The following is a 19,656-nucleotide window of genomic DNA, read 5'->3' as shown; positions in this document are numbered from 1 at the left end:
GCCCCACGGGTCTTGAAGCACCGTCGCCTCGGTGGCCATGTAACGTCACCACCGATCACGAATCGGCGGTGCGACGTCATAGATGTCCACCCACAAGCCATTCAACGCGATCGACGATGCACATCGGAACCGAACAGGAGGATTTGTGCCAGGTAAACTCGGCAGGCGCCCCTCCAGGACCGGGCAATCGCTGTTGGGCGACCCGTCGGACGGAATCGACCCGTATCTGCCTGCCAACGGCAATCTCGGATACCGGGTATCGCGCTACGACCTCGACCTCGAATACAAGGTCGCCACCAATCGGCTCGCCGGAGTCGCCGCCATCACCGCGACCACGGTCAGCAACCTGAGTCGCTTCAGCATCGACCTGTCCTCCGCGCTCAAGATCGAACGCGTCACGATCAACGGCAAGCGTCCGGCCCGGTACAGCCACCGCAGCCACAAGCTCAACATCACGCTTGCCACCGAACTCCCCGCAGGCGGCGGGATGATCATCGTGGTCAAGTACGCGGGCAACCCCAAACCGATCCGCGGCCAATGGGGCGAGGTCGGCTGGGAAGAGCTCACCGAGGGTTCACTGGTCGCCGGCCAGCCCAACGGGGCCGCATCCTGGTTTCCCTGCGACGACCACCCGAGTTCCAAAGCCGCGTACGGGATCTCGATCACCACCGACAGTCCCTTCATGGCGGTGGCCAACGGCGTTCTCAAGAGCAAGCGCACCAAGGCCGCCCAGACCACGTGGGTCTACGAACAGATCGAGCCGATGGCGTCTTATCTGGCCACCGTTCAGATCGGCGCGTATACCCGAAAGACGCTGAGTACCAAACCAGTTCCCATCCACGCCGTGATCCCGCCGCGACTGCGCAAAGAGTTCGACCTCGACTTCGCCAAGCAGCGGTCGATCATGGAAGTGTTCGTCGACCTGTTCGGCCCGTACCCGTTCCCGGAGTACACGGTGGTGGTCACCGACGACGAACTCGAGATCCCGATCGAGGCCCAGGGCATGTCGATCTTCGGCGCCAATCACTGCGACGGGACCGGTTCGTCCGAGCGTCTGATCGCACACGAATTGGCACATCAGTGGTTCGGCAATTCACTGACGCTGAACCGGTGGAAGGACATCTGGCTGCACGAGGGCTTCGCCTGCTACAGCGAATGGTTGTGGTCGGAGCGCTCGGGCGGACTCAGTGCCGAGGCCCAGGCCCGCAAGTACTACGGCCGGTTGTCGGCATCCCCCATGGATCTGGTGATCGGCGATCCCGGGCCCAAGAACATGTTCGACGACCGGGTCTACAAACGAGGCGCGCTGACGCTTCATGCCCTGCGGAAGCGTGTGGGCGACAACAACTTCTTCGATCTGCTCCGGGAATGGACGAAGGACTACCGCTACAGCTCGGTGACCTCGGCCGACTTCGCCGGCCTGGCCGCCAAGCACAGCCCGGAGCCGCTGAACGATCTGTGGCAGCACTGGCTCTATGAGAAGCCGCTGCCTGCGTACCCGGGTGTCTAGATGAGTCGGGTGGCCCTGGCGACCGTGATCGCCGCGGTGTCCGGCTATCTGGTCCTCTTGCTCGCGGCCCGCGCCCTCGGCGCCGACAGCTACGCAGCGTTCGCGGTGTTCTGGGCCGCTTACGGACTGGTCACCGGAACGCAGAACGGGCAACTCCAGGAAACGACCCGCGCGATCCGGGGCGCCCGGATCCGGGGCACCGACGACGCCCGGCCGATGCCGCTCAACGCCGCTGTCGGGGTCGGGTTGGCCCTGGTGGTTGCGGCAACCGCGATCGGCTGGGCCGGCGCGGTATTCGAGTGGTACAGAGTCGAATCGGTGCTGTTGCTCACCGCGGGTGTCGCGGCGTTCGGCATCTACGCCGGTCTCGGCGGCGCCCTGTCCGGCCTGGGACGGTGGGGACCGTTTGCCACCCTGCTCATCGTTGACGCGCTGATCCGGCTGGTACTCACCGTCATTGCCGTCATCGCCGGATGGGGTTTGTTCGCCTTTTTGGTGATGACCATCGCGGGCACGATCTCGTCGGCGGTTGTCGTCCTGTGTCTGCGGCCGGCCCGCGCAGCGCTGGGTGCCCGCGGCGATGTCCCGGTCCGGGCATTGGCCCGAAACACCTTCACGGCCATGGCCGCAGCATTGGCCAGTGCGGTCCTGGTGATGGGCTTCCCGGTGCTGATCAAGCTGTCCACCTCCGGCGACCTCGACTCGGTGGCCGGTGCCGTGATCTTGGCGGTGACCCTGACCCGAGCCCCGTTACTGGTGCCGCTGAACAGCTTTCAGGGTGTTCTGATCAGCCGGTTTGTCGAGAATCGCGACCGGGTCACGGCGTCTCTGATGGCCCCGCTACTGATTGTGACCGGTGTCGGCGTGATCGGTGCGATCGCGGCGTGGCTGGTCGGGCCGTGGCTACTCGAGACCATCTTCGGCGCCGACTACCGACTCTCCGGTGCCACCATCGCCGCGCTGACAATCGGTGCGGTGGCAATGGCGGTCCTCACGCTGACCGGCGCGATGGCCCTGGCCGTCGGAGCGCACCGCCTCTACGCAACCGGCTGGTGGGTGGCCACCAGCGCAAGCGTCGGCCTGCTGTTCGTGCCTGCAGACCTCGAGGTGCGGGTCTCGATCGCCCTCATCGCCGGACCGTTGATCGGGATGGCCGTCCACCTGTGGGCCGCGCGGTCCACGTCAACCGACGACGTGTCGCACGAGCGTGGAGACAATCGGCCACTGCCTGCCGAGTAGCGCTCCGGGCACCAACGTCGCCGCATTCAGCCGTGAGGTCGGGTGGCGACGCGCGGCACGGGCCGCATCGGGCCAGCCGATCTCGCAACACCGCTGTGCCTCGTCCGAAAAGAAGGCGCGTTCCTCATCGAATCGCCTGCCGTCGACCGCCTGCAGTGAACTCACCGATTCGGTGTGCCTGCGGTAGGAAAAGGTGACGCCTTCGGTGAGGACCAGCGCCCCACCGGCCCGCGCGATGTCGAGGAGCAGGGCCAGGTCGAGCACGATCTCCAGGCCGGGCCGGAATCCGATCGGCTTCGCGACCGAGGTCCGCCAGACCAGGGCCGGGAAGTACGTCCAGTTGCCGCGGTACAGACTCGCGGCCAGCTCCTCACCTTGTAGAACGGCAGGCGCCTGCGGTGTCATACGGGCCTTCACCCGGTCACCCAGCGGGTGGACGACGGAGTCCTCGGCATCGATGACCTGCACGCCCGGTTGCACCACAGCTGCGGCGGGATGCGCGTCGAGAGCGGCCACCGCGTTGGCCAAATGCTGCGGCGCCATGACGTCGTCGCAGCCCATGAGGGTGAATGCAGGTGCCTCGACAAGGTCCACACAGCGCCGGAAGTTGCCGTTGACGCCGAGATTCACCTCGTTGCGCAGATAGTGAACGCGGGCATCGCCGAGCGACTGCAGCCAACGCGCGGGCTCGGGGTCGGGGTACTGATCGTCGACAACCACCAGCCGAAAGTCGGTGAAGGTCTGATCCAGCACGCTGCGGACCGCGGCTTTCAGTTGATCCACGTCACCGTAGAACGGCAACATGACGTCGACAGCGAGCACGCTCCGCAGCGTACAGCGGCGATACCGATAGACTGCCTATCGGCCCGACAGCGGTTGGGTTGTCCGGGACCTGGTTCGGTACCCGGTCGACGTGTGCGTGGAGGTGTGGTCATCACTGTCTCACCCCTTGCCACCCCGCCTGCGGCCACCGGTAATTCCGATGTCTGGCTGATCGTTCCCGTGTTCAACGAGGAGCCGGTGATCCGCTCGGTGATCACCGCGGCCAAGAAGACATTCCCGAACATCGTCTGCGTCGACGACGGCAGCAAGGACGATTCCGTCTCCGAGATCCGGGCCTCGGGCGCCGATCTCGTCCGTCACCCGGTGAACCTCGGCCAAGGGGCCGCGATCCAGACCGGTGTCGAATATGCGCGGGCACAGCCGGGCGCGCAGTACTTCGTGACGTTCGATGCCGACGGCCAACACCAGGTCGACGATGTTGTCGCGATGCTGGCACGGCTGCGCAACGAGCCGCTCGACATCGTGATCGGCACCCGCTTTGCCGAAGACCGCAGCAAGAGCGTCCCGCTGTTCAAGCGGATGGCACTGCGCACCATCGTCTTCCTCAGTCCCCGGACCCGCCGGATGGGTCTGACCGACGCCCACAACGGTCTGCGGGTTTTCAACGCCACGGTGGCAGGCCAACTCGACCTGATCATGAACGGGATGAGCCACGCGTCAGAGTTCGTCGCACTCATCGATGAGCACAAGTGGCGTGTGTCCGAACAGCCGGTCACCATCCTCTACACCGAGTATTCGATGGCCAAAGGCCAGTCGCTGCTCAACGGTGTCAACATCTTGAGCGACGGTCTGCTCGGTGGCCGGATGAGGCGGTAGCACCCAATGCTGGTCATCCAGATACTTCTGATCCTTGCCGTGCTCCTGATGGTCGGCTACTTCATCACCCGCCGCGGCAGTGCCCGGGCCTCGGCGTGGGTGAAGTTGATCTTCTTGGCATTCCTGGCCTTTGGCGTCTACGCGCTGTTGCGGCCGGACGATCTGACGGTGATAGCGGGCTGGGTCGGGGTCGGTCGTGGTACCGACCTGGTGCTGTACGGACTGGTGGTGGCCTTTGCCTTCACCACGATCAGCACCTACCTGCGGTTCCGGGACGTCGAGATCAAATACGCGCGGCTCGCGCGGTCGGTGGCGCTGCAGAACGCTGCGCGCGAGAACGACCACGAGCCACCGGATCCACCCGCCGATCCGGCTCAGTGATGGTGCGGGTGCTCGGCGCCCATGATGTCGTGCAGGATTCGGTGCACGATGGCATCGGCCACCACGCGATAGTGGACGGAACGACCGGTCTTCGTGGTGGTCACCCAGCCCTGATCCCGTAGCGCCCGTAGAGACTGCGATGCAGCGTTCTCGGTGATCCCGGCCGCCTCGGCGAGTTCGGCCACCACCGCCCCGGGATGTTCGTGCATGTGGGTGATCAGGCGTAAGCGGGTGGAATCAGACAGCAGGGCAAAGCGTTTGGCCCACTCGTCCACATTCTCCCGCTGGGGTTCACTCACGGTGTTACGATACTGCACACCGCACATGTGTCTATAGCGACATATGTCTTTCTAGACATATATGAGAGGGTTCCACGTTGGCCTCGCCGCGACGCCCGATACTGCTCATGACCGCCTGTGCGCTGATCCTTGCCGGATGTTCATCACCTTCGGTCGACGACACCGACCGCGTGGTACTCGCCGACAGCCAGGAACTCGGCGGCTACAACCCGATATCGGGTTACGGCGCGCTGGGCGTATCCCCGATCTACGAGGGCCTGTTGCGCCCTGAGTCGGTCACCGACACCGGGTTACCAGCACTTGTCCCTTCGCTTGCCGAGAGCGCCCCCGAGCCGGTCGGTCCTCGCCGATGGCGTTTGGCGCTGCGCCCGGATGTCACCTTTTCCGACGGCTCGGGGTTCGATGCGGCAGATGTGATCGCCACCTATGCCGCGGTCCGCAATCCGGTTGTCGCATCCGAGATCTCGGCCGGCCTGGCACCTGTCGTCGATGTCGCCGCCGACGGACCGGATGCCGTGACCGTCACCATGAACACCGACGCCGACCCTTCGCCGTATCTCCTGCTCGGTATCGCGCCGTCGGAGATGGTCGAGGATGCACCGGCGGCCGACTGGGCGCTGAACACCAAACCTGTTGGTACCGGCCCGTATGAGCTGGAAAGCCTGGACGCCGATCAGGCCGTGATGGTCGCCCGCTCCGACTACCGGGGGGCGCTTCCCCAGGTGACCACACTGGTTTTCACGCACAGCCCCGACGACAACAGTCGGTCCGCACAGATTTCGACCGGTGAGGTCGACGGCGGTCCCCTACCCCCGAAGATGCTCGCCGCCCTCGACGGCCGCGACGGCATCGAGACCGTCGGAGTCCAGTCGGCCGATTGGCGCGGGGTGTCCTTTCCCAGCGGCAACGCCTTCACCGCCGATCCACGGACGCGGCTCGCCATGAACCACGGCGTCGACCGCGCTGCCATGATCACCGATGTCCTGGCCGGTCACGGTCGGCCCGCCAGCACCCCGGTGGCGGCCGTCTACGGGGACGCCTACAACCCGGATGCGGTGTTCGGCTACGACCCGGCGCAGGCCTCCGCGATGCTCGACGCTGCCGGCTGGCGGATTGCAGGGGCCGGGGATGTCCGCGAAAAAGATGGCGTCCAAGCATCATTCGAGTTGCTCTACAACGCGCAGGACACCCTTCGACGCGACCTTGCCGTCGCATTTGCCGCGGCCATGCAGCCGTTGGGCATCAAGGTCACACCCCGTGGCAGTAGCTGGGACGACATCGAAACCAGAATGGGCACTTCGGCAGTCCTGCTCGGCGGCGGAGATACGCCGTACAGCATCGACTCTCAGGTCTACAACACACTGCACACCCGGGTTCCGGATTCGTCGCCCTACTCCAACCCGGGCAACTTCACCGCCCCCGGATTGGACAACCTCCTGGAGCAGGCCCGCGAATCGGCGACCTCGCCGGAGAACGACGCCCGGTACCGCGAGATCCAGACCATGTACATGACGCAGCCGTCGTCGGTCTTCCTGGCATTCCTCGACCACACGTACGCATACCGCGACCTCGGCTGGCAACAGAGCGCGCCAATCCTCGAACCGCACTCCCACGGGGTGACGTGGGGTCCGTGGTGGCGCATCTCCGCCTGGCAACGGTGAATGCGACACGGCGCCGGATGGTCCCGGCGGTTCGCTTGCTGGGACTTCGCGCACTGATCGCGATCCCGGTGACCGTTGCGGTCTCGGCCGCCATCTTCCTGCTGGCGTCGCTGTCGCCATTTGATCCGCTGGCCGCCTATCTGGGCGACAACTATCAAAGCGCCACCCAGTCGCAGCGACAGGCAACTGCCGATGCCTACCACACCGACCAGTCCTGGTACGGCGCGTGGTGGCAGTGGATTCGCGATCTGCTTCACGGCGATCTGGGGTGGTCATCGACCCAATCTCTGCCGGTGGCAGAGGTTCTCACCAGCAGGTTGCCGTTCACCCTCGGCCTGTCCGCGGCCGCGTTGCTCGCCGCAACGCTCATCGCCGTCGGGCTCGGTGCGGTGGCCGGTATGCGCCGCGGTGGCCTCGTCGACAGGCTCTGCTCGGGTGCATCCGCACTGTTCGCATCGGTTCCGCCGTTTGTGGTGTCCCTCGTCCTGGTGTCGGTACTGGCCGTGGGGCTGCGGTGGTTCCCCACCTCAGGGGCCCGCGATCCCGGAGATCCGTACACCGCATCCGGCATACTCATGCACGCCGTGTTGCCCTTTGTGGCACTGACACTTTCACAGATTCCGTGGCTGCTCCTCACCACCCGGGCGTCGGTTGTCGAATCAATCGGCTCCGATGCGGTCCGAGCCGCAAGGGCACGGGGCATCGGCGGCGCGGCCCTGATGCGCGGTCACGTTCTTCCGACCTCGGTGGTTCCGACCCTTGCCCTGCTCGGGACCCGGTTGCCCGAGGTCATTGCCGGCGCAGCCATCGTCGAGACCATATTCGGCTGGCCGGGCGTGGCATCGGTCCTGGTCGACTCTGCTGCCGCACTGGACTTTCCCCTGATGGCCGCGCTCGCGGTCGGCTCCGCACTGGCCGTGCTGCTGGGATCCGCATTGTCCGATGCCGCCGCGACGGCGCTGGATCCCCGGATCGGGATGGCGGCATGATCGCGCAGTCACTGATGCGGCGGCGGACGGTCCGGCACTGGCCGTGGTTGCTGCTGTCGGCTATCGCGGTGTTCGCCGTCGTGGTACCGATCGTGGCAGGCGAGCAGGTGGCCGACTTCAGCCGGGCACTACTGGCTCCCGGCGCCGATCAGCTACTGGGGACCGACCATTCCGGCTACGACCTACTCGTCCGAACGGCAGAAGGTCTGCGCATCTCACTGGCGATGGCGGCGATATGTGCCGTCGTCGCAACACTTCTGGGTGTTGCCATCGGACTCTTGTCGGTGACCGCAGGCGGCTGGATCGATGCCGTGGTGATGCGGGTCGTCGACGGATTCAACGCCCTGCCACATCTGGTGGTCGGAATCGTCATCGCCGCACTGTGGCGCGGGGAACCGCTCGCGATCATCGCCTCCATCGCCCTGACCCACTGGCCCGCCGTGGCGAGGGTCGTCCGCGCAGAACTGTTGGCGGGCGCCGAATCCGGCTGGGTGCACACGGGTCGTCTGGCCGGCGCCTCACGCTGGTTTGTGGCGCGACACCACCTCTTACCTGCGGTCGGCGGTCAGGCGTTGGTGGCGATGGTGATGTTGTTGCCCCATGCGGTGTGGCATGAGTCGACGCTGTCGTTCCTGGGTGTCGGACTGTCGCCGGATCGGGCCAGTCTGGGCACTCTGCTCGGGCAGGCACGCGGCGACGTGATGCTCGGTGCCTGGTGGACGTTGGCCGTCCCCGCCTGCGCGCTTGTCCTCACGGCTCTGGCCATAGCGGCCGCCGCCTCCGGGCTACGGCGGCGGATGGAACCACCACAGGGAGTGATCTGGTGAATGCCGGCGCTGATATCCGAGGCCTGAAGGTGCAGATCGCCACGCGGGGTGGTCGGGATTCGCCGAGTGTGACCGGCCTCGACGGTGTCGACCTGACGCTGGCGCACGGGGAACTGACCGCACTCATGGGCGAATCCGGTTGCGGCAAATCACTTGTCGCGGTGGCGCTCTGCGGCCTCCTCCCACCCGGATGCAAGGTCAGTGGCGCCGTCGAGATCAAAGGCGAAGCGATCGCCGCCGACGACGAGAAGCGCTGGCGCCGGATCCGCGGGCACCACGTTGGCCTGGTTCCCCAATCCCCTGCCACCTCCTTCACCCCGGTGCGGACTGTCGGTTCTCAGATCGAAGAGTGCATTCGCGTCTTGGATGGCACCCGCAGTGCCATCGAATTGGCCGAACTGGTCGAACTTCCGGTTTCGGCGCTGGAGCTGTTTCCACACGAATTGTCGGGCGGCATGGCTCAACGTGCCGCGATTGCTGCTGCACTGGTCGGCAATCCGTCGGTGGTGGTGGCCGACGAACCGACCTCCGCGCTCGATCCCGACCTCGCCGCAGCGACCTGGAGACTCTTACGTTCGACCGCTGATGCCGGCGCAGCCGTCCTTGTCATCACCCATGACGTGACAAGCCTTTTCGCAGCAGACATCTGCGATTCCGTCGCACTGATGCGCGCCGGACGGATTGTTGCCGACGGTCCGCCCGCGTCGGTGCTACGCATCGACAACACCTATGTCAGCCAGTTCTTCGATGGAGTTGCGGTGTGAACAGCCATATCCTGCAGGCCAAGTCGATCTCTGTTCGATTCGGCGACCAGAACGTTCTGGAAAACGTCGACCTCGAGATGAGATCAGGCGAGATCACCGGCGTCGTCGGGGCTTCCGGAACCGGAAAGACAACCCTGCTCCGGGTGATGGCGGGTCTGCAGACGCCAGATTCGGGGACGGTCTCCTACAACGGCAGTCCCGATACGGCGCCCGGGTCATTGGCCATGCTCGACCAGCATCCGCGCCTGGTCTGCAATCCTCGCTGGACACTGTCGCAGATCATCACCGAACCTGCCGACATCGCCGGTCGCACTGTTGATCTCGTCGCGGTCGCCGAACGCGTCGGCCTCGATCTGCAATTGCTCACCAGATTTCCGACCCAGGTCAGCGGAGGACAACTCCAACGCGCCTGCATCGCACGGGTGCTCGTCGGCGAGCCGGCATTTCTTCTCTGCGACGAACCCACCGCCATGCTCGATCCCATCGCCACCACCGCCGTCGTCTCGCTCCTACGACAGCTATCCGAGGACGGCACGGCCATCGCACTCGTCAGCCACGACCATGCACTGCTCGATCGGCTCTGCACCTCGGCGAGAGTGCAGTTGTGAAGGCGCCGACCCAGTAGGTTCCTTCACAACTGCAGTCTCAACCAGGTGGAGACGGTGCTGCTACAGGCGTGCGTTTCGACCACACTGGTGCCCGTAACCTTGGCATTCACCTGCGGGAGGACCTCGAATGGTCAACAAAGCCGACTGGCAGCAACAACTGGAGCAGTTGGACCGGTCAGCGTGGCCGGCATTCCTCGATTCGAATTCCGGGCTTCCTGGACCACGGGGCAACATCGAGTTGGCGATGGCACTGGCAGAAGTGGCCGACAGCGACTGTGTCGACGACCTGCTCGGCAGCGGTGACGAGTATCGGATGTTCTGCGGCGCAATCTGCCTCGGCGCTCGCACCGCAGAAAATGAAGTGGCAACGCGCATGCGGGCTTTGGCCACCGACGACCGGTGGCGGATACGCGAAGGAGTCGCAATCGGTCTGCAGCGCCTCGGCGATACCGACCCGGCTGCACTGAAACTCATCGTCAACGACTGGGTAGACGATTCCGACCCATTGGTGCAGCGGGCAGCCATTGCCGCGATCTGCGAGCCACGCCTGCTGCGCAATCCGGTCGCTGCCGCGGCGGAGATCGACGCCTGCAAACGCGCCAGTGAGCATTTGGCGGCGCGACCGCTGCAGACACGTCGAGATCCAGCGGTACGCACTCTCCGGCAAGCGCTCGGCTACTGCTGGAGCGTAGCCGTCGCTGCCAATCCCCTACCGGGCCTGACCGAGTTCGGGAGCCTTGATGATTCAGATCCCGACGTCGCGTGGATCATCACCAACAACCTTCGCAAAAAGCGGCTCGCCCGCCTGCTGTGAACCGGACTCCCGACGTCGTAGCCAACGGTCGGTTCCGTCAGTGCCTGAAGGAATGCAGTGACGTCGCGTCGTGGCCTTGGGAGATTGCGCATTCGGTGAGTATGGGGAGAATCGCCGGCCAGGATACGACCCCTTGTGATCCGCACCACAGCTATGCTACTCATGAAACAGCGATACAACACACGTTTCATTGCTTCAGCCTGCACGGCCCGACAGGACAATCCGGAAAACCGGAGAGTTGTCGCTTCATGCTCGGCAGTGAGATCACCAACAGGCTCCGCATACCCACCGGGTACGGGATATGCAGCGGGGCCAGGTCTCGACACTGCGCAGAAAGGACACCACCCATGGACCAGAACCTACTCCAGCAAAGCCTGACACTGGTGGCCGCGGACGATCCCGACTTCACGGTTCGCTTCTACGAGCGTCTGTTCTCCGAACATCCTTCGGTCAAGCAGCTTTTCGGAGAAAACATCCGCCCACAGGCGGCGATGCTACAACAAGCGATAGTTTCCGTCCTGGACCATCTTGACGACCCGAGTTGGCTCCAATCGACCCTGGGATCACTCGGCAGGGTGCACGCCACACTCGGAGTCACACCGCAGATGTATGGCTGGGTAGCAACAACATTGATCACGACCATGGCTGACATCGGTGGCAGTGAGTGGACCGATGCCATGTCCGGGGCCTGGACAGAGGCCCTGGACGCGGTGGCCGAGATGATGCTCGATGCCTACCCGCCAGAATCACCTGGCGTTGAAACCGGCACTGACAACAAGCAACTACTCAGCAGTCTGGACCGGGAACGAAGGTAAGGCATGGAGATTGGGTGAGTGCCATCTATGCGACATCGTTGGTAGTTGAACTCGCCCGCATTGATTGACAACAATTCATGGACGAGAAAGGACCACTATGCTGCTTACGCTCTTTTACTTCATCGAATCCATCGACAACGCCCTCTGGGACCTCGCCGAGTCGGTGATTACTGGCAGCTCCGCCTAGCATCGACGTGCCGGTTGGCCCGCCTCGTACGTTGCGGGCCAACACACTCGTGTTCGTCGAGCACTTGCACGAACGGTGTTCGGTCAACCCCCACCGTCCTAGCCGACGGCATCCGGATCAGCCAGACCACGAAGGAATGCAGTGACGTCGTCGAAGTCCGGAAGCAGGCCGGACTGCCGCGCTTGAGCCAATGTTGGTGCGGTGGTGTCTTTGTCGGAGAGTGTGAAGGTCAGCGGACTGCCGTCGCGGGCTGCGCTGGGTAGGTTGAGGCCAAGTGCTGGGTCCAGTGGTGAGATGCCGTGTTCGCCGGTGGGGTTGTAGCCGGCCGAGCACAGGTAGGTGACCACCGAGTCGTCTTCGAGGCAGACGAATGCGTGGCCGAGGCCTTCGCCGACGTAGACCGCTTTGCGGTTGGAGTCGTCGAGCAAGACACCTTCGGATTGGCCGAAAGTCGGTGAGCCCACACGGATGTCGACGACGATGTCGTAGATGGCGCCTTTGGGGCAGCTGACGTATTTGGCTTGTCCGGGTGGGACATCGGCGAAGTGCACACCGCGTAGCACGCCGGCTGCTGAGACCGACAGGTTTGCCTGTTGCAGGTCGAAGGGGTGCCCGATGGCTTCGGAGAGCAGGTCGGCGCGGAACGATTCCATGAACAGTCCACGAGGATCGCCGAACATGGTGGGGGTGACGACAAAGGCACCGTCGATGGACAGGGTTTCGATCTGCATGATGTCAGTGTTCCATCTCGTCAGCGTTCAATTGTCGTCAGCGTTCAATTGCCGTCAGTGGTCTTTGCCGCGCTGCAGCAAGTCCAAGAGGTAGTTGCCGTACCCGGATTTGAGCAGTTTCGTTGCGGCGGCTTCGAGTTGGTTGTCGTCGATGAATCCGCGACGCCAGGCAACCTCTTCTGGGACAGCGATTTTCAGTCCCTGCCGTTGTTCTACGGTGCGCACGAAGTTCCCGGCGTCGAGCAGGGAGTCGAAGGTGCCGGTGTCGAGCCAGGCGGTGCCGCGGGGCAGGACTTCGACCTGTAGGCGGCCCTGGTCGAGGTAAGTGCGGTTGACGTCGGTGATCTCGTATTCGCCCCGTGCGCTGGGCTTGAGGTTGGCGGCGATGTCGATGACGTCGTTGTCGTAGAAGTACAGGCCCGGGACCGCGTAGTTGGATTTGGGGTGTTCGGGTTTTTCTTGCAGGTCAACAGCTTTGCCGTCGGAATCGAAATCGACAACGCCATAGTCTTCGGGGTTGCGGACCCAGTAGGCGAACACCGCACCGCCGTCGATGGACTGGAAACGGTTGAGTTGTTCACCCAGGCCGGCCCCGTAGAAGATGTTGTCGCCCAGGACCAGGGCCACCGAGTCGTTGCCGATGTGATCGGCACCCAATACGAACGCCTGCGCCAGACCGTCCGGCTTGGCCTGGACCTGATAGGTCAACGACAGACCGAACTGGGAGCCGTCACCGAGGAGAGCCTTGAACGCGGCTTCGTCGTGGGGGGTGGTGATGATCAGGATGTCTCGGATTCCGGCGAGCATCAGCGTGCTCAGCGGGTAATAGATCATCGGTTTGTCGTATACCGGCACCAGCTGTTTACTGACACCCTGGGTGATCGGATGCAACCTCGATCCGGTTCCCCCGGCCAGAATGATTCCGCGCATGGTTCACACCATAGGGTGCGGGTCCTGTAACTGCCCGGAACTGACCCGGTCGGTAGGGTTGCACCAGCGAATGGAGGCAGCAAATGCGGGTATTGATCACCGGTGGCGCCGGATTCATCGGCGCCAATTTCGTGCACCGCACCCTGGCCACCAGGCCCGATGCACAGATAGTCGTCCTGGATGCGATGACCTACGCCGCCAATGCCCAATCATTGGAACCAGTTGCCGACCGCATCGAGTTCGTCAAAGGCGACATCGCCGACAACGGCCTCGTCGACACACTGGTCGCCGAGGCCGACCTGGTGGTCCACTTCGCGGCCGAATCCCACAACGACAACTCGCTGGCCGACCCCACCAGCTTTGTCCACACCAATATCGTCGGCACCTTCTCGCTGCTCGAAGCGGTCCGCAAACACGACGTCCGCTACCACCACATCAGCACCGACGAGGTCTACGGCGACCTCGAACTCGACGACCCACACCGCTTCACCGAAGCCACCCCCTACAACCCCTCGAGCCCCTACTCCTCCACCAAAGCCGGCAGCGACCTACTCGTACGCGCCTGGGTCCGCTCCTTCGGAGTGCAGGCCACCATCTCCAACTGCTCCAACAACTACGGGCCCTACCAACACATCGAAAAGTTCATCCCCCGCCAGATCACCAACGTCCTGAGCGGCATCCGCCCCAAGCTCTACGGCACCGGCACCAACGTCCGCGACTGGATCCACGTCAACGACCACAACGACGCCGTCTGGACCATCATCGACAAAGGCCAGATCGGCGAAACCTACCTGATCGGCGCCGACGGCGAAGCCGACAACCGCACCGTCATCGAAACCATCCTCGAACTCACCGGCCAACCCAAAAACGCCTTCGACTTCGTCACCGACCGACCCGGCCATGACCTGCGCTACGCCATCGACTCCACGCGCCTGCGCACCGAACTCGGCTGGCAACCACAATTTCTCGACTTCCGCGCCGGCCTGGCCGACACCATCAACTGGTACCGCGACAACCCCCAATGGTGGCAACCCCTCAAACAAGCCACCGAAAACAAATACGCCACCACCGAAAAAGTGGCTGAGTAGCGATCGTCAGGTATCTCGGCAATCCGCCGCGAACTGAGCTCCCAACTCAGACATGGTTGCGTGGATACAACGCGCGAAATCGTCCCCCGAATCGTCGCTCAGCCACATTTCGAAACCGACCTTGAACACCGTGACCCCGACTTCGGCGAGCAGCGTGGCCGCGGTATCTGCGACACCTCGGGCGCGTAGCGCTTCGGCGATCGCCGACGCAAGTCTGGCAAGTTTGAGGAGTTCGCGTTCCTCCAAGCTGGAGTTCGCCGCGATGACGGCGGCCCGTCGACGTGCATCGTCCCGGTCGAGCAGAACCTCCCCGATGGCCTCGATCGCGGCGACCACCACATCGATCGCATCCAGTTCAGACGAGGCCGACGAGATCGCGCCGACAACAAAGTTCTGCAACTCATCGGACTTCCCGAACAACACCTCCCGTTTGTCCGCGAAGTGGCGAAAGAACGTGCGTTCGGTGACGCCCGCCCGCTGCGCGATCTCCAGCGCCGTCGTCTGCTCGAATCCGCGCTCGCCAAAGAGATCGACGGCAGCGCCGATCATGCGGCCGCGCGCGTCCGGTTCCCATCGTGCCATCGCAGAAGCTTAGCGATGTCAGCATCTGACATCATATGCTACTCTGATGACAGTTACTGACATCAGGCCCGGGAGTTCCGGACCATCGACAAGGAGAGATTCATGCGCGTATTTGTGACCGGGGCCTCCGGTTGGATCGGTTCGGCCGTGGTACCCGAACTACTCGACGCCGGACACGAGGTGGTCGGCCTCGCCCGTTCCGACACTTCCGCGGCAGCACTGGGCACCGCGGGCGTCGAGGTACATCGCGGCAGCCTCGACGACCTCGAGGTCCTACGCAAAGCAGCCGACGCCGCCGACGGCGTCATCCATCTCGCCTTCAAACACGATTTCTCCGACTTCGCGGGCGCCGGCCGCACCGAGCGCGCGGCCCTGGAAACGCTGAGCGAAACGCTTGTCGGCTCCGATCGCCCCCTGCTCTTCGCGTCCGGCGTTGCCCTCATTCGCCCGGGACATGTTGCGACAGAATATGATTCCACTCCGATGAGCGGTCCCGACGCACCCCGCGGCGGTGGCGAGGCACTGGCGCTGGGCTATGCGGCGCGAGGCGTGCGATCGGTGGCCCTTCGGTTCGCTCCCACCGTGCACGGCGACGGCGACCACGGCTTCATGTCGACGATCGTCGGGGTCGCACGCGAGCGCGGCGTGTCCGGGTACATCGGAGACGGATCGAACCGCTGGCCTGCGGTGCACGTGCGCGACGCCGCTCGAATGACGCGACTGGCCCTCGAGAAGGCACCGGCGGGTTCGGTGGTCCACGGTACGGCGGAAGAAGGCATCACCGCGCGAGAGATCGCAAACGTCATCGGCCGTCACCTCGACGTCCCCGCGCTGTCGGTGGCCCCGGAAGACGTTGCAGCACACTTCGGTTGGATCGGAGCCATCTTTGGGCTCGACATACCCGCCTCGAGCACGATCACAGGACAGCTCTTGGATTGGACCCCGACACACACCGGGTTACTCGATGACCTCGAGGCAGGGCACTACTTCCGAAAGTAGTCGACGGTCGCCGCTATGCCTTCGGTCAACGGCACCGCAGGCGTCCAGCCGAGTACCTTGCCGGCGTGTGAACCATCGATCGACGAATCCCGGACGTCACCGAGCCGAGCCGGTTCGAAGGTGGGAGTGTCTGCGGCACCGGCCGCGGCAGCCACCATCGTGTGCAGGTCACGGTCGGACGTCTGGACTCCGGTACCGATGTTGAACCGTTGTCCCCCACCATCTTCGGCAGAAGCCAACACGAACCCGGCGACCACATCGTCGACGTACACGTAGTCGCGGGTGTTGCCGCCGTCGCCGAACAACTTGGTCGGCGCCCCGGAGAGAAGATGCTTGGCGAAGATCGCGACCACGCCCGCCTCACCATGTGGATCCTGGCGTGGCCCATACACATTCGCGGGTGCGATGTGGGTGCAGTCGAGTCCGTAGAGCGACCGGTACATGTTGAGGTAGATCTCTCCGCTGACCTTGGCCGCGGCGTAGGGACTCATCGGCGCCAACGCAGCCGTCTCTGCCACCGGCAGATGCTCGGGTGAGCCGTAGATCGAACCGCCCGACGACGTGAAGACGATCTTGCGGACGCCCGCGAGCCGGGCCGCCTCGGCGAGCCGAATCGTCCCCAGCACGTTCACGTTTGCGTCATGCAGCGGATCGGTCACCGACGCCCGGACATCGATCTGCGCGGCGAGGTGGAAGACGACCTCCGGCTTGGCTTGTGCGACCACCTCATTGAGGTCGATTGTGGTGATATCACCTTCGATGATCGTCGCACCGCGCTCGATTGCGTCGGTCAGGTTCGCGCGGCGGCCCCGCGAGAAGTCGTCGAGGACAACCACCTCGTGCCCCTGGTCGAGAAGCCGATCGACCAGCGTCGATCCGATGAAACCGGCTCCGCCGGTGACCAATGTGCGCATTACCGCGTCCCGTTCCGTACTTCCTCGGTGACCTCGTAGATGGTCACGTTTCCTTGGGAAAAGATCTTCCGCAAACCCGGCGCTCCGGTCTCACGCAACTGCAGGTAGGGGTCTCCGAAGATGCCCTCTTCTGGTCGCGGAGGGCCCTGTTGGAACGACCAGTAGCTCGGCGGTGCGTCGATGACGTAGCGGATGTTCAGGTCGCGCACGATCTGATCGATCTCCGGGTCGCTGCCGATCTTTGCCACATTCCAGTGGAGATCGGCCTGACGCTCACTGAAATCGTTGGCGCGATAGAACGGGAAGAGCGGCGTCAGACCTGCCACCGGGTACATCCATCCGGTGCCCTGATCAAGATTGTTGAGGATCACCGTGTCGCGGGCATCCGGTTGCTGCGCAAGCCATTTGTAGGCATCGACGTCTTCGACGCCGATACGCAACTCGCTCCGGTACTGGGTGGCGATCTTGCCGTTGTCGGCGTAGCGCCAGACACCGGCACCCAGGACCAGCAACAAGCCGACCATGGTCACCGCCGGAATCACCAGGACGTTGTCGCGGAACCGCTCTCGTCGGCTCAGCAGACCCGCCGCCCACAAGACCGCAACACCCACACCGATTCCCGCGGCCGTCGCGGTGAACATCGACGCCACAAAGGTGAGCCGGTGCGGCGAATTGTAGAAATATCCGCCGAAGGTACCCAACAGCTTCGACGGCAGCCCACCGAAGTCGTAGATGGCATTTGCGGTGGTCGCGACGAACACGATCCACGCCGCAACCATGCCCCAGCTTCTGGACCACAACAACCAGATCAGACCAATTGCAGCCGGGATCAGCAGGTAGAACAGTGGATAGTCGTTCTCGAGCAAGTCGGTGCCCTGAAAAGCCGCGCGCGCCAGCGCATCGCCCGCGGTCGCGTCCGCTTCGCGGAACCCGTAGCCGGAGAGCTCGTTGTTGTCCGACATCTTGAGGGTGCCGATGATCACCGGGCTGATCAGCACCAGCGCCGATGCGCCGACCGCAGCCAGACCGGCGAAGTCGCCCAGTCTGCCGCGGACCGGCGACCACAGTCGCTGCAGGAGCCACCACAGTCCGACGATGACCGCCACGACAACAAGCCCGGACGGATGCGTCGCGGCGGTACCGGCGATGGCCAGCGCTGCGGCCAGAATCCGTCGTCGATCGGTCAGCGCCGAGGCGACCAGAACCGCGGTGACCGGCGCCAGGGACACACCCACCGCGTTCGGGACGGCGGTGAAGGCCAGTTCGACGTACGGAAGCGAGGGAAACACGGCGGTGATCGCGGCGGCCAGTGCGGCGAACACCGCGGCCCGATCAGGATCAAGTCGGCTGCGGCCGAGCCAGTAGGCCAGCGCCCCGATACTGATCGGCAGCGTAAAGGCCAGCACCGCGGGTGAATAGACGTTGTAGATCTCCACCGTGTTGGCGTTGGTCAGCGGATACAGCAGAGATCCCAGCGAGTGCCACGTATTCGGGTAGTAGTTGAACCCGCCCGTGTCGTAGTTCATCAGCTCGCCCATGTGCAGCGCTGACGCATCGCCGCTCTCGTGGATCCAGCGCAGCGCATCAGCATGCCAAAGCGCATCCCACACCTGCGAGATGTTGTTCAGGCCGAGGAACGTGGTGCCCATCAGCCGCCGGATCGACGACATCATGATGATCACCGCACCCAGCAGCACGCCCCCGGCCATCAGTAGCAACGACCGCCTGCTCGGACCCGGAGTGTCGGTGACCGGCGTCGGCGCGAGCCATCCCAAGCGGTGGGCGCCACGATCGTGGCCCCACGCGATCAGCCAGCACAGCACCACCATGAGCAGCGCCGTGAGCAGATTCCACGGTATGGAGACGATGCCGTACAGCACCGTGAACACGCCGACCATGCCGAAAGTGAGGGGCGCGCCCGCGGCCACGGCGACCGGCCATGGCAACGACATCCGCCGGCCGACGAGTGCGCCGGGCACGATCATGATCACCGCGGTGACCACCGTGACCCATGCGGCCAGCAGCATTCAGATCCCATCCGTCGCTTGTGAGTCTCGCTATCAGGTTTGGTTAGACCTTAAACGAGGCTTGTGCACACTAAGTTGGAGCATATGGACTGGCCACGTCATATCCCGACATTGACCGATCGGGTTATCACCTTGCGGCCACTGACCAGCGCCGATGCCCCGTCCGTGCAGGCTGCGAGTCAGGATCCGCTGACCGTGGCGTACACCGTGGTGCCGAGCCCGTACACCGCGGCCGATGCCCGCGACTTCGTGGAGAGCCGGTCGGTGCGGGTCTGGCCCGGATTCGACCTGGCCATCGTCGACGACGCGAACAGCTTCCTCGGCCTGTGTGGTCTGCACGCCGAAGACGACGACGCGATCACCACCATCGGGTACGCGGTGGCCCCGTGGGCCCGCGGCCGGGGCATCGCCACCCGCGCAACTCGGCTGCTCGTCGACTACTCATGGCAGATCGGTGCCGCCCGGGTGAGCCTGGACGCCTACGCCGAGAACGCCGGATCACGGGCGGTCGCCCGAAAGTGCGGATTCGTCGAGGAGGGCATCGCGCGGTCGGCCGCATTGGGTAAGAACGGTCGTCGTCACGACGTGGTGATGCACGGACTCCTGCGTACCGATCCCGGCGCGTGACCACT

General features: G+C 64.2%; 21 protein-coding genes. 14 read left to right on the top strand and 7 right to left on the bottom strand.

The window, feature by feature from the left end; all coding sequences use genetic code 11:
- The first annotated feature begins 145 nt into the window (after positions 1 to 145).
- Together AC1D75_RS19460 and AC1D75_RS19455 are read left to right on the top strand one after the other, a co-directional pair.
- Entirely contained in the window at positions 146 to 1,510 is a 1,365-nt protein-coding gene (locus AC1D75_RS19460; protein WP_495516975.1) for a M1 family metallopeptidase, read from the top strand.
- Complete coding sequence (locus AC1D75_RS19455; protein ID WP_495516974.1) at positions 1,511 to 2,749, top strand: polysaccharide biosynthesis protein; 1,239 nt, start codon at positions 1,511 to 1,513, stop codon at positions 2,747 to 2,749.
- On the opposite strand, the gene AC1D75_RS19450 is transcribed toward AC1D75_RS19455, so the two are convergent.
- The gene (locus tag AC1D75_RS19450) at positions 2,693 to 3,553 is read right to left on the bottom strand and encodes a glycosyltransferase family 2 protein (RefSeq protein ID WP_495517654.1); all 861 of its coding nucleotides are present in this window, start codon (positions 3,551 to 3,553) and stop codon (positions 2,693 to 2,695) included. The two genes, AC1D75_RS19455 and AC1D75_RS19450, sit on opposite strands and share 57 nt — an antisense overlap.
- A 123-nt stretch (positions 3,554 to 3,676) precedes the next feature.
- On the opposite strand from AC1D75_RS19450, the gene ppgS reads away from it, so the two are divergent.
- Together ppgS and AC1D75_RS19440 are read left to right on the top strand one after the other, a co-directional pair.
- Positions 3,677 to 4,408 (top strand): polyprenyl-phospho-N-acetylgalactosaminyl synthase PpgS, encoded by a 732-nt coding sequence (gene ppgS, locus AC1D75_RS19445; RefSeq protein WP_495516973.1) that lies wholly within the window; start codon positions 3,677 to 3,679, stop codon positions 4,406 to 4,408.
- Between the two features lie 6 nt (positions 4,409 to 4,414).
- On the top strand, positions 4,415 to 4,789 hold the full coding sequence (locus AC1D75_RS19440; protein WP_495516972.1) for a DUF2304 domain-containing protein: 375 nt from the start codon (positions 4,415 to 4,417) through the stop codon (positions 4,787 to 4,789).
- On the opposite strand, the gene AC1D75_RS19435 is transcribed toward AC1D75_RS19440, so the two are convergent.
- The gene (locus AC1D75_RS19435; protein WP_495516971.1) at positions 4,783 to 5,088 is read right to left on the bottom strand and encodes an ArsR/SmtB family transcription factor; all 306 of its coding nucleotides are present in this window, start codon (positions 5,086 to 5,088) and stop codon (positions 4,783 to 4,785) included. The genes AC1D75_RS19440 and AC1D75_RS19435 overlap by 7 nt on opposite strands.
- Before the next feature lie 107 nt (positions 5,089 to 5,195).
- Here AC1D75_RS19435 and AC1D75_RS19430 point away from each other — a divergent pair, with 107 nt between their 5' ends.
- The 7 genes from AC1D75_RS19430 (at position 5,196) to AC1D75_RS19400 (ending at position 11,566) form a co-directional block, all read left to right on the top strand.
- The gene (locus tag AC1D75_RS19430) at positions 5,196 to 6,749 is read left to right on the top strand and encodes an ABC transporter substrate-binding protein (protein WP_495517653.1); all 1,554 of its coding nucleotides are present in this window, start codon (positions 5,196 to 5,198) and stop codon (positions 6,747 to 6,749) included.
- Between the two features lie 17 nt (positions 6,750 to 6,766).
- A complete protein-coding gene (locus AC1D75_RS19425) occupies positions 6,767 to 7,738 on the top strand; it encodes an ABC transporter permease (RefSeq protein WP_495517652.1) in 972 nt (323 codons plus the stop codon).
- Entirely contained in the window at positions 7,735 to 8,565 is an 831-nt protein-coding gene (locus tag AC1D75_RS19420; protein WP_495516970.1) for an ABC transporter permease, read from the top strand. The genes AC1D75_RS19425 and AC1D75_RS19420 overlap by 4 nt, the downstream gene beginning before the upstream one ends.
- On the top strand, positions 8,562 to 9,329 hold the full coding sequence (locus AC1D75_RS19415) for an ATP-binding cassette domain-containing protein (RefSeq protein WP_495516969.1): 768 nt from the start codon (positions 8,562 to 8,564) through the stop codon (positions 9,327 to 9,329). Before AC1D75_RS19420 ends, AC1D75_RS19415 begins: the two co-directional genes overlap by 4 nt.
- Positions 9,326 to 9,937 (top strand): ABC transporter ATP-binding protein, encoded by a 612-nt coding sequence (locus tag AC1D75_RS19410; RefSeq protein WP_495516968.1) that lies wholly within the window; start codon positions 9,326 to 9,328, stop codon positions 9,935 to 9,937. The genes AC1D75_RS19415 and AC1D75_RS19410 overlap by 4 nt, the downstream gene beginning before the upstream one ends.
- A gap of 127 nt (positions 9,938 to 10,064) precedes the next feature.
- The gene (locus AC1D75_RS19405; RefSeq protein WP_495516967.1) at positions 10,065 to 10,751 is read left to right on the top strand and encodes a HEAT repeat domain-containing protein; all 687 of its coding nucleotides are present in this window, start codon (positions 10,065 to 10,067) and stop codon (positions 10,749 to 10,751) included.
- 347 nt (positions 10,752 to 11,098) lie between these two features.
- Positions 11,099 to 11,566: a globin domain-containing protein gene (locus tag AC1D75_RS19400; RefSeq protein ID WP_495516966.1), complete on the top strand. Its 468-nt coding sequence runs from the start codon at positions 11,099 to 11,101 to the stop codon at positions 11,564 to 11,566.
- 285 nt (positions 11,567 to 11,851) lie between these two features.
- On the opposite strand, the gene AC1D75_RS19395 is transcribed toward AC1D75_RS19400, so the two are convergent.
- Positions 11,852 to 12,484 (bottom strand): dTDP-4-dehydrorhamnose 3,5-epimerase family protein, encoded by a 633-nt coding sequence (locus AC1D75_RS19395; protein ID WP_495516965.1) that lies wholly within the window; start codon positions 12,482 to 12,484, stop codon positions 11,852 to 11,854.
- 54 nt (positions 12,485 to 12,538) lie between these two features.
- Positions 12,539 to 13,414, bottom strand: coding sequence for a glucose-1-phosphate thymidylyltransferase RfbA (rfbA, locus tag AC1D75_RS19390; RefSeq protein WP_495516964.1), 876 nt, complete (start codon positions 13,412 to 13,414; stop codon positions 12,539 to 12,541).
- 83 nt (positions 13,415 to 13,497) lie between these two features.
- Here rfbA and rfbB point away from each other — a divergent pair, with 83 nt between their 5' ends.
- Positions 13,498 to 14,502, top strand: coding sequence for a dTDP-glucose 4,6-dehydratase (gene rfbB / locus AC1D75_RS19385; RefSeq protein ID WP_495516963.1), 1,005 nt, complete (start codon positions 13,498 to 13,500; stop codon positions 14,500 to 14,502).
- Between the two features lie 6 nt (positions 14,503 to 14,508).
- On the opposite strand, the gene AC1D75_RS19380 is transcribed toward rfbB, so the two are convergent.
- On the bottom strand, positions 14,509 to 15,084 hold the full coding sequence (locus AC1D75_RS19380; protein ID WP_495516962.1) for a TetR family transcriptional regulator: 576 nt from the start codon (positions 15,082 to 15,084) through the stop codon (positions 14,509 to 14,511).
- Positions 15,085 to 15,186: 102 nt separating this feature from the next.
- Between AC1D75_RS19380 and AC1D75_RS19375 the strand changes: the two genes are divergently transcribed.
- A complete protein-coding gene (locus AC1D75_RS19375) occupies positions 15,187 to 16,083 on the top strand; it encodes an SDR family oxidoreductase (protein WP_482141323.1) in 897 nt (298 codons plus the stop codon).
- Here the strand turns inward: AC1D75_RS19375 and AC1D75_RS19370 are convergent.
- Together AC1D75_RS19370 and AC1D75_RS19365 are read right to left on the bottom strand one after the other, a co-directional pair.
- On the bottom strand, positions 16,068 to 16,997 hold the full coding sequence (locus tag AC1D75_RS19370) for an NAD-dependent epimerase/dehydratase family protein (RefSeq protein WP_495516961.1): 930 nt from the start codon (positions 16,995 to 16,997) through the stop codon (positions 16,068 to 16,070). The genes AC1D75_RS19375 and AC1D75_RS19370 overlap by 16 nt on opposite strands.
- Positions 16,997 to 19,024 (bottom strand): DUF6541 family protein, encoded by a 2,028-nt coding sequence (locus AC1D75_RS19365; RefSeq protein WP_495516960.1) that lies wholly within the window; start codon positions 19,022 to 19,024, stop codon positions 16,997 to 16,999. The genes AC1D75_RS19370 and AC1D75_RS19365 overlap by 1 nt, the downstream gene beginning before the upstream one ends.
- Before the next feature lie 84 nt (positions 19,025 to 19,108).
- Between AC1D75_RS19365 and AC1D75_RS19360 the strand changes: the two genes are divergently transcribed.
- Entirely contained in the window at positions 19,109 to 19,651 is a 543-nt protein-coding gene (locus tag AC1D75_RS19360; RefSeq protein ID WP_495516959.1) for a GNAT family N-acetyltransferase, read from the top strand.
- Positions 19,652 to 19,656 lie beyond the last annotated feature (5 nt).

The sequence above is a fragment of the Williamsia sp. Y712 genome (assembly GCF_059445525.1).
Note: the sequence above shows the minus strand (reverse complement) of the source record. Positions and strands in the feature narration are given on the sequence as shown.

Excerpts from the sequence above, each read along its gene's own strand:
- AC1D75_RS19455 (WP_495516974.1), top strand. The coding sequence starts at position 1,511 with ATGAGTCGGGTGGCCCTGGCGACCGTGATCGCCGCGGTGTCCGGCTAT.
- AC1D75_RS19450 (WP_495517654.1), bottom strand. The coding sequence starts at position 3,553 with ATGTTGCCGTTCTACGGTGACGTGGATCAACTGAAAGCCGCGGTCCGC.
- AC1D75_RS19440 (WP_495516972.1), top strand. The coding sequence starts at position 4,415 with ATGCTGGTCATCCAGATACTTCTGATCCTTGCCGTGCTCCTGATGGTC.
- AC1D75_RS19430 (WP_495517653.1), top strand. The coding sequence starts at position 5,196 with ATGACCGCCTGTGCGCTGATCCTTGCCGGATGTTCATCACCTTCGGTC.
- AC1D75_RS19425 (WP_495517652.1), top strand. The coding sequence starts at position 6,767 with ATGGTCCCGGCGGTTCGCTTGCTGGGACTTCGCGCACTGATCGCGATC.
- AC1D75_RS19420 (WP_495516970.1), top strand. The coding sequence starts at position 7,735 with ATGATCGCGCAGTCACTGATGCGGCGGCGGACGGTCCGGCACTGGCCG.
- AC1D75_RS19405 (WP_495516967.1), top strand. The coding sequence starts at position 10,065 with ATGGTCAACAAAGCCGACTGGCAGCAACAACTGGAGCAGTTGGACCGG.
- AC1D75_RS19400 (WP_495516966.1), top strand. The coding sequence starts at position 11,099 with ATGGACCAGAACCTACTCCAGCAAAGCCTGACACTGGTGGCCGCGGAC.
- AC1D75_RS19395 (WP_495516965.1), bottom strand. The coding sequence starts at position 12,484 with ATGCAGATCGAAACCCTGTCCATCGACGGTGCCTTTGTCGTCACCCCC.
- rfbA (WP_495516964.1), bottom strand. The coding sequence starts at position 13,414 with ATGCGCGGAATCATTCTGGCCGGGGGAACCGGATCGAGGTTGCATCCG.
- rfbB (WP_495516963.1), top strand. The coding sequence starts at position 13,498 with ATGCGGGTATTGATCACCGGTGGCGCCGGATTCATCGGCGCCAATTTC.
- AC1D75_RS19380 (WP_495516962.1), bottom strand. The coding sequence starts at position 15,084 with ATGGCACGATGGGAACCGGACGCGCGCGGCCGCATGATCGGCGCTGCC.
- AC1D75_RS19375 (WP_482141323.1), top strand. The coding sequence starts at position 15,187 with ATGCGCGTATTTGTGACCGGGGCCTCCGGTTGGATCGGTTCGGCCGTG.
- AC1D75_RS19370 (WP_495516961.1), bottom strand. The coding sequence starts at position 16,997 with ATGCGCACATTGGTCACCGGCGGAGCCGGTTTCATCGGATCGACGCTG.
- AC1D75_RS19365 (WP_495516960.1), bottom strand. The coding sequence starts at position 19,024 with ATGCTGCTGGCCGCATGGGTCACGGTGGTCACCGCGGTGATCATGATC.
- AC1D75_RS19360 (WP_495516959.1), top strand. The coding sequence starts at position 19,109 with ATGGACTGGCCACGTCATATCCCGACATTGACCGATCGGGTTATCACC.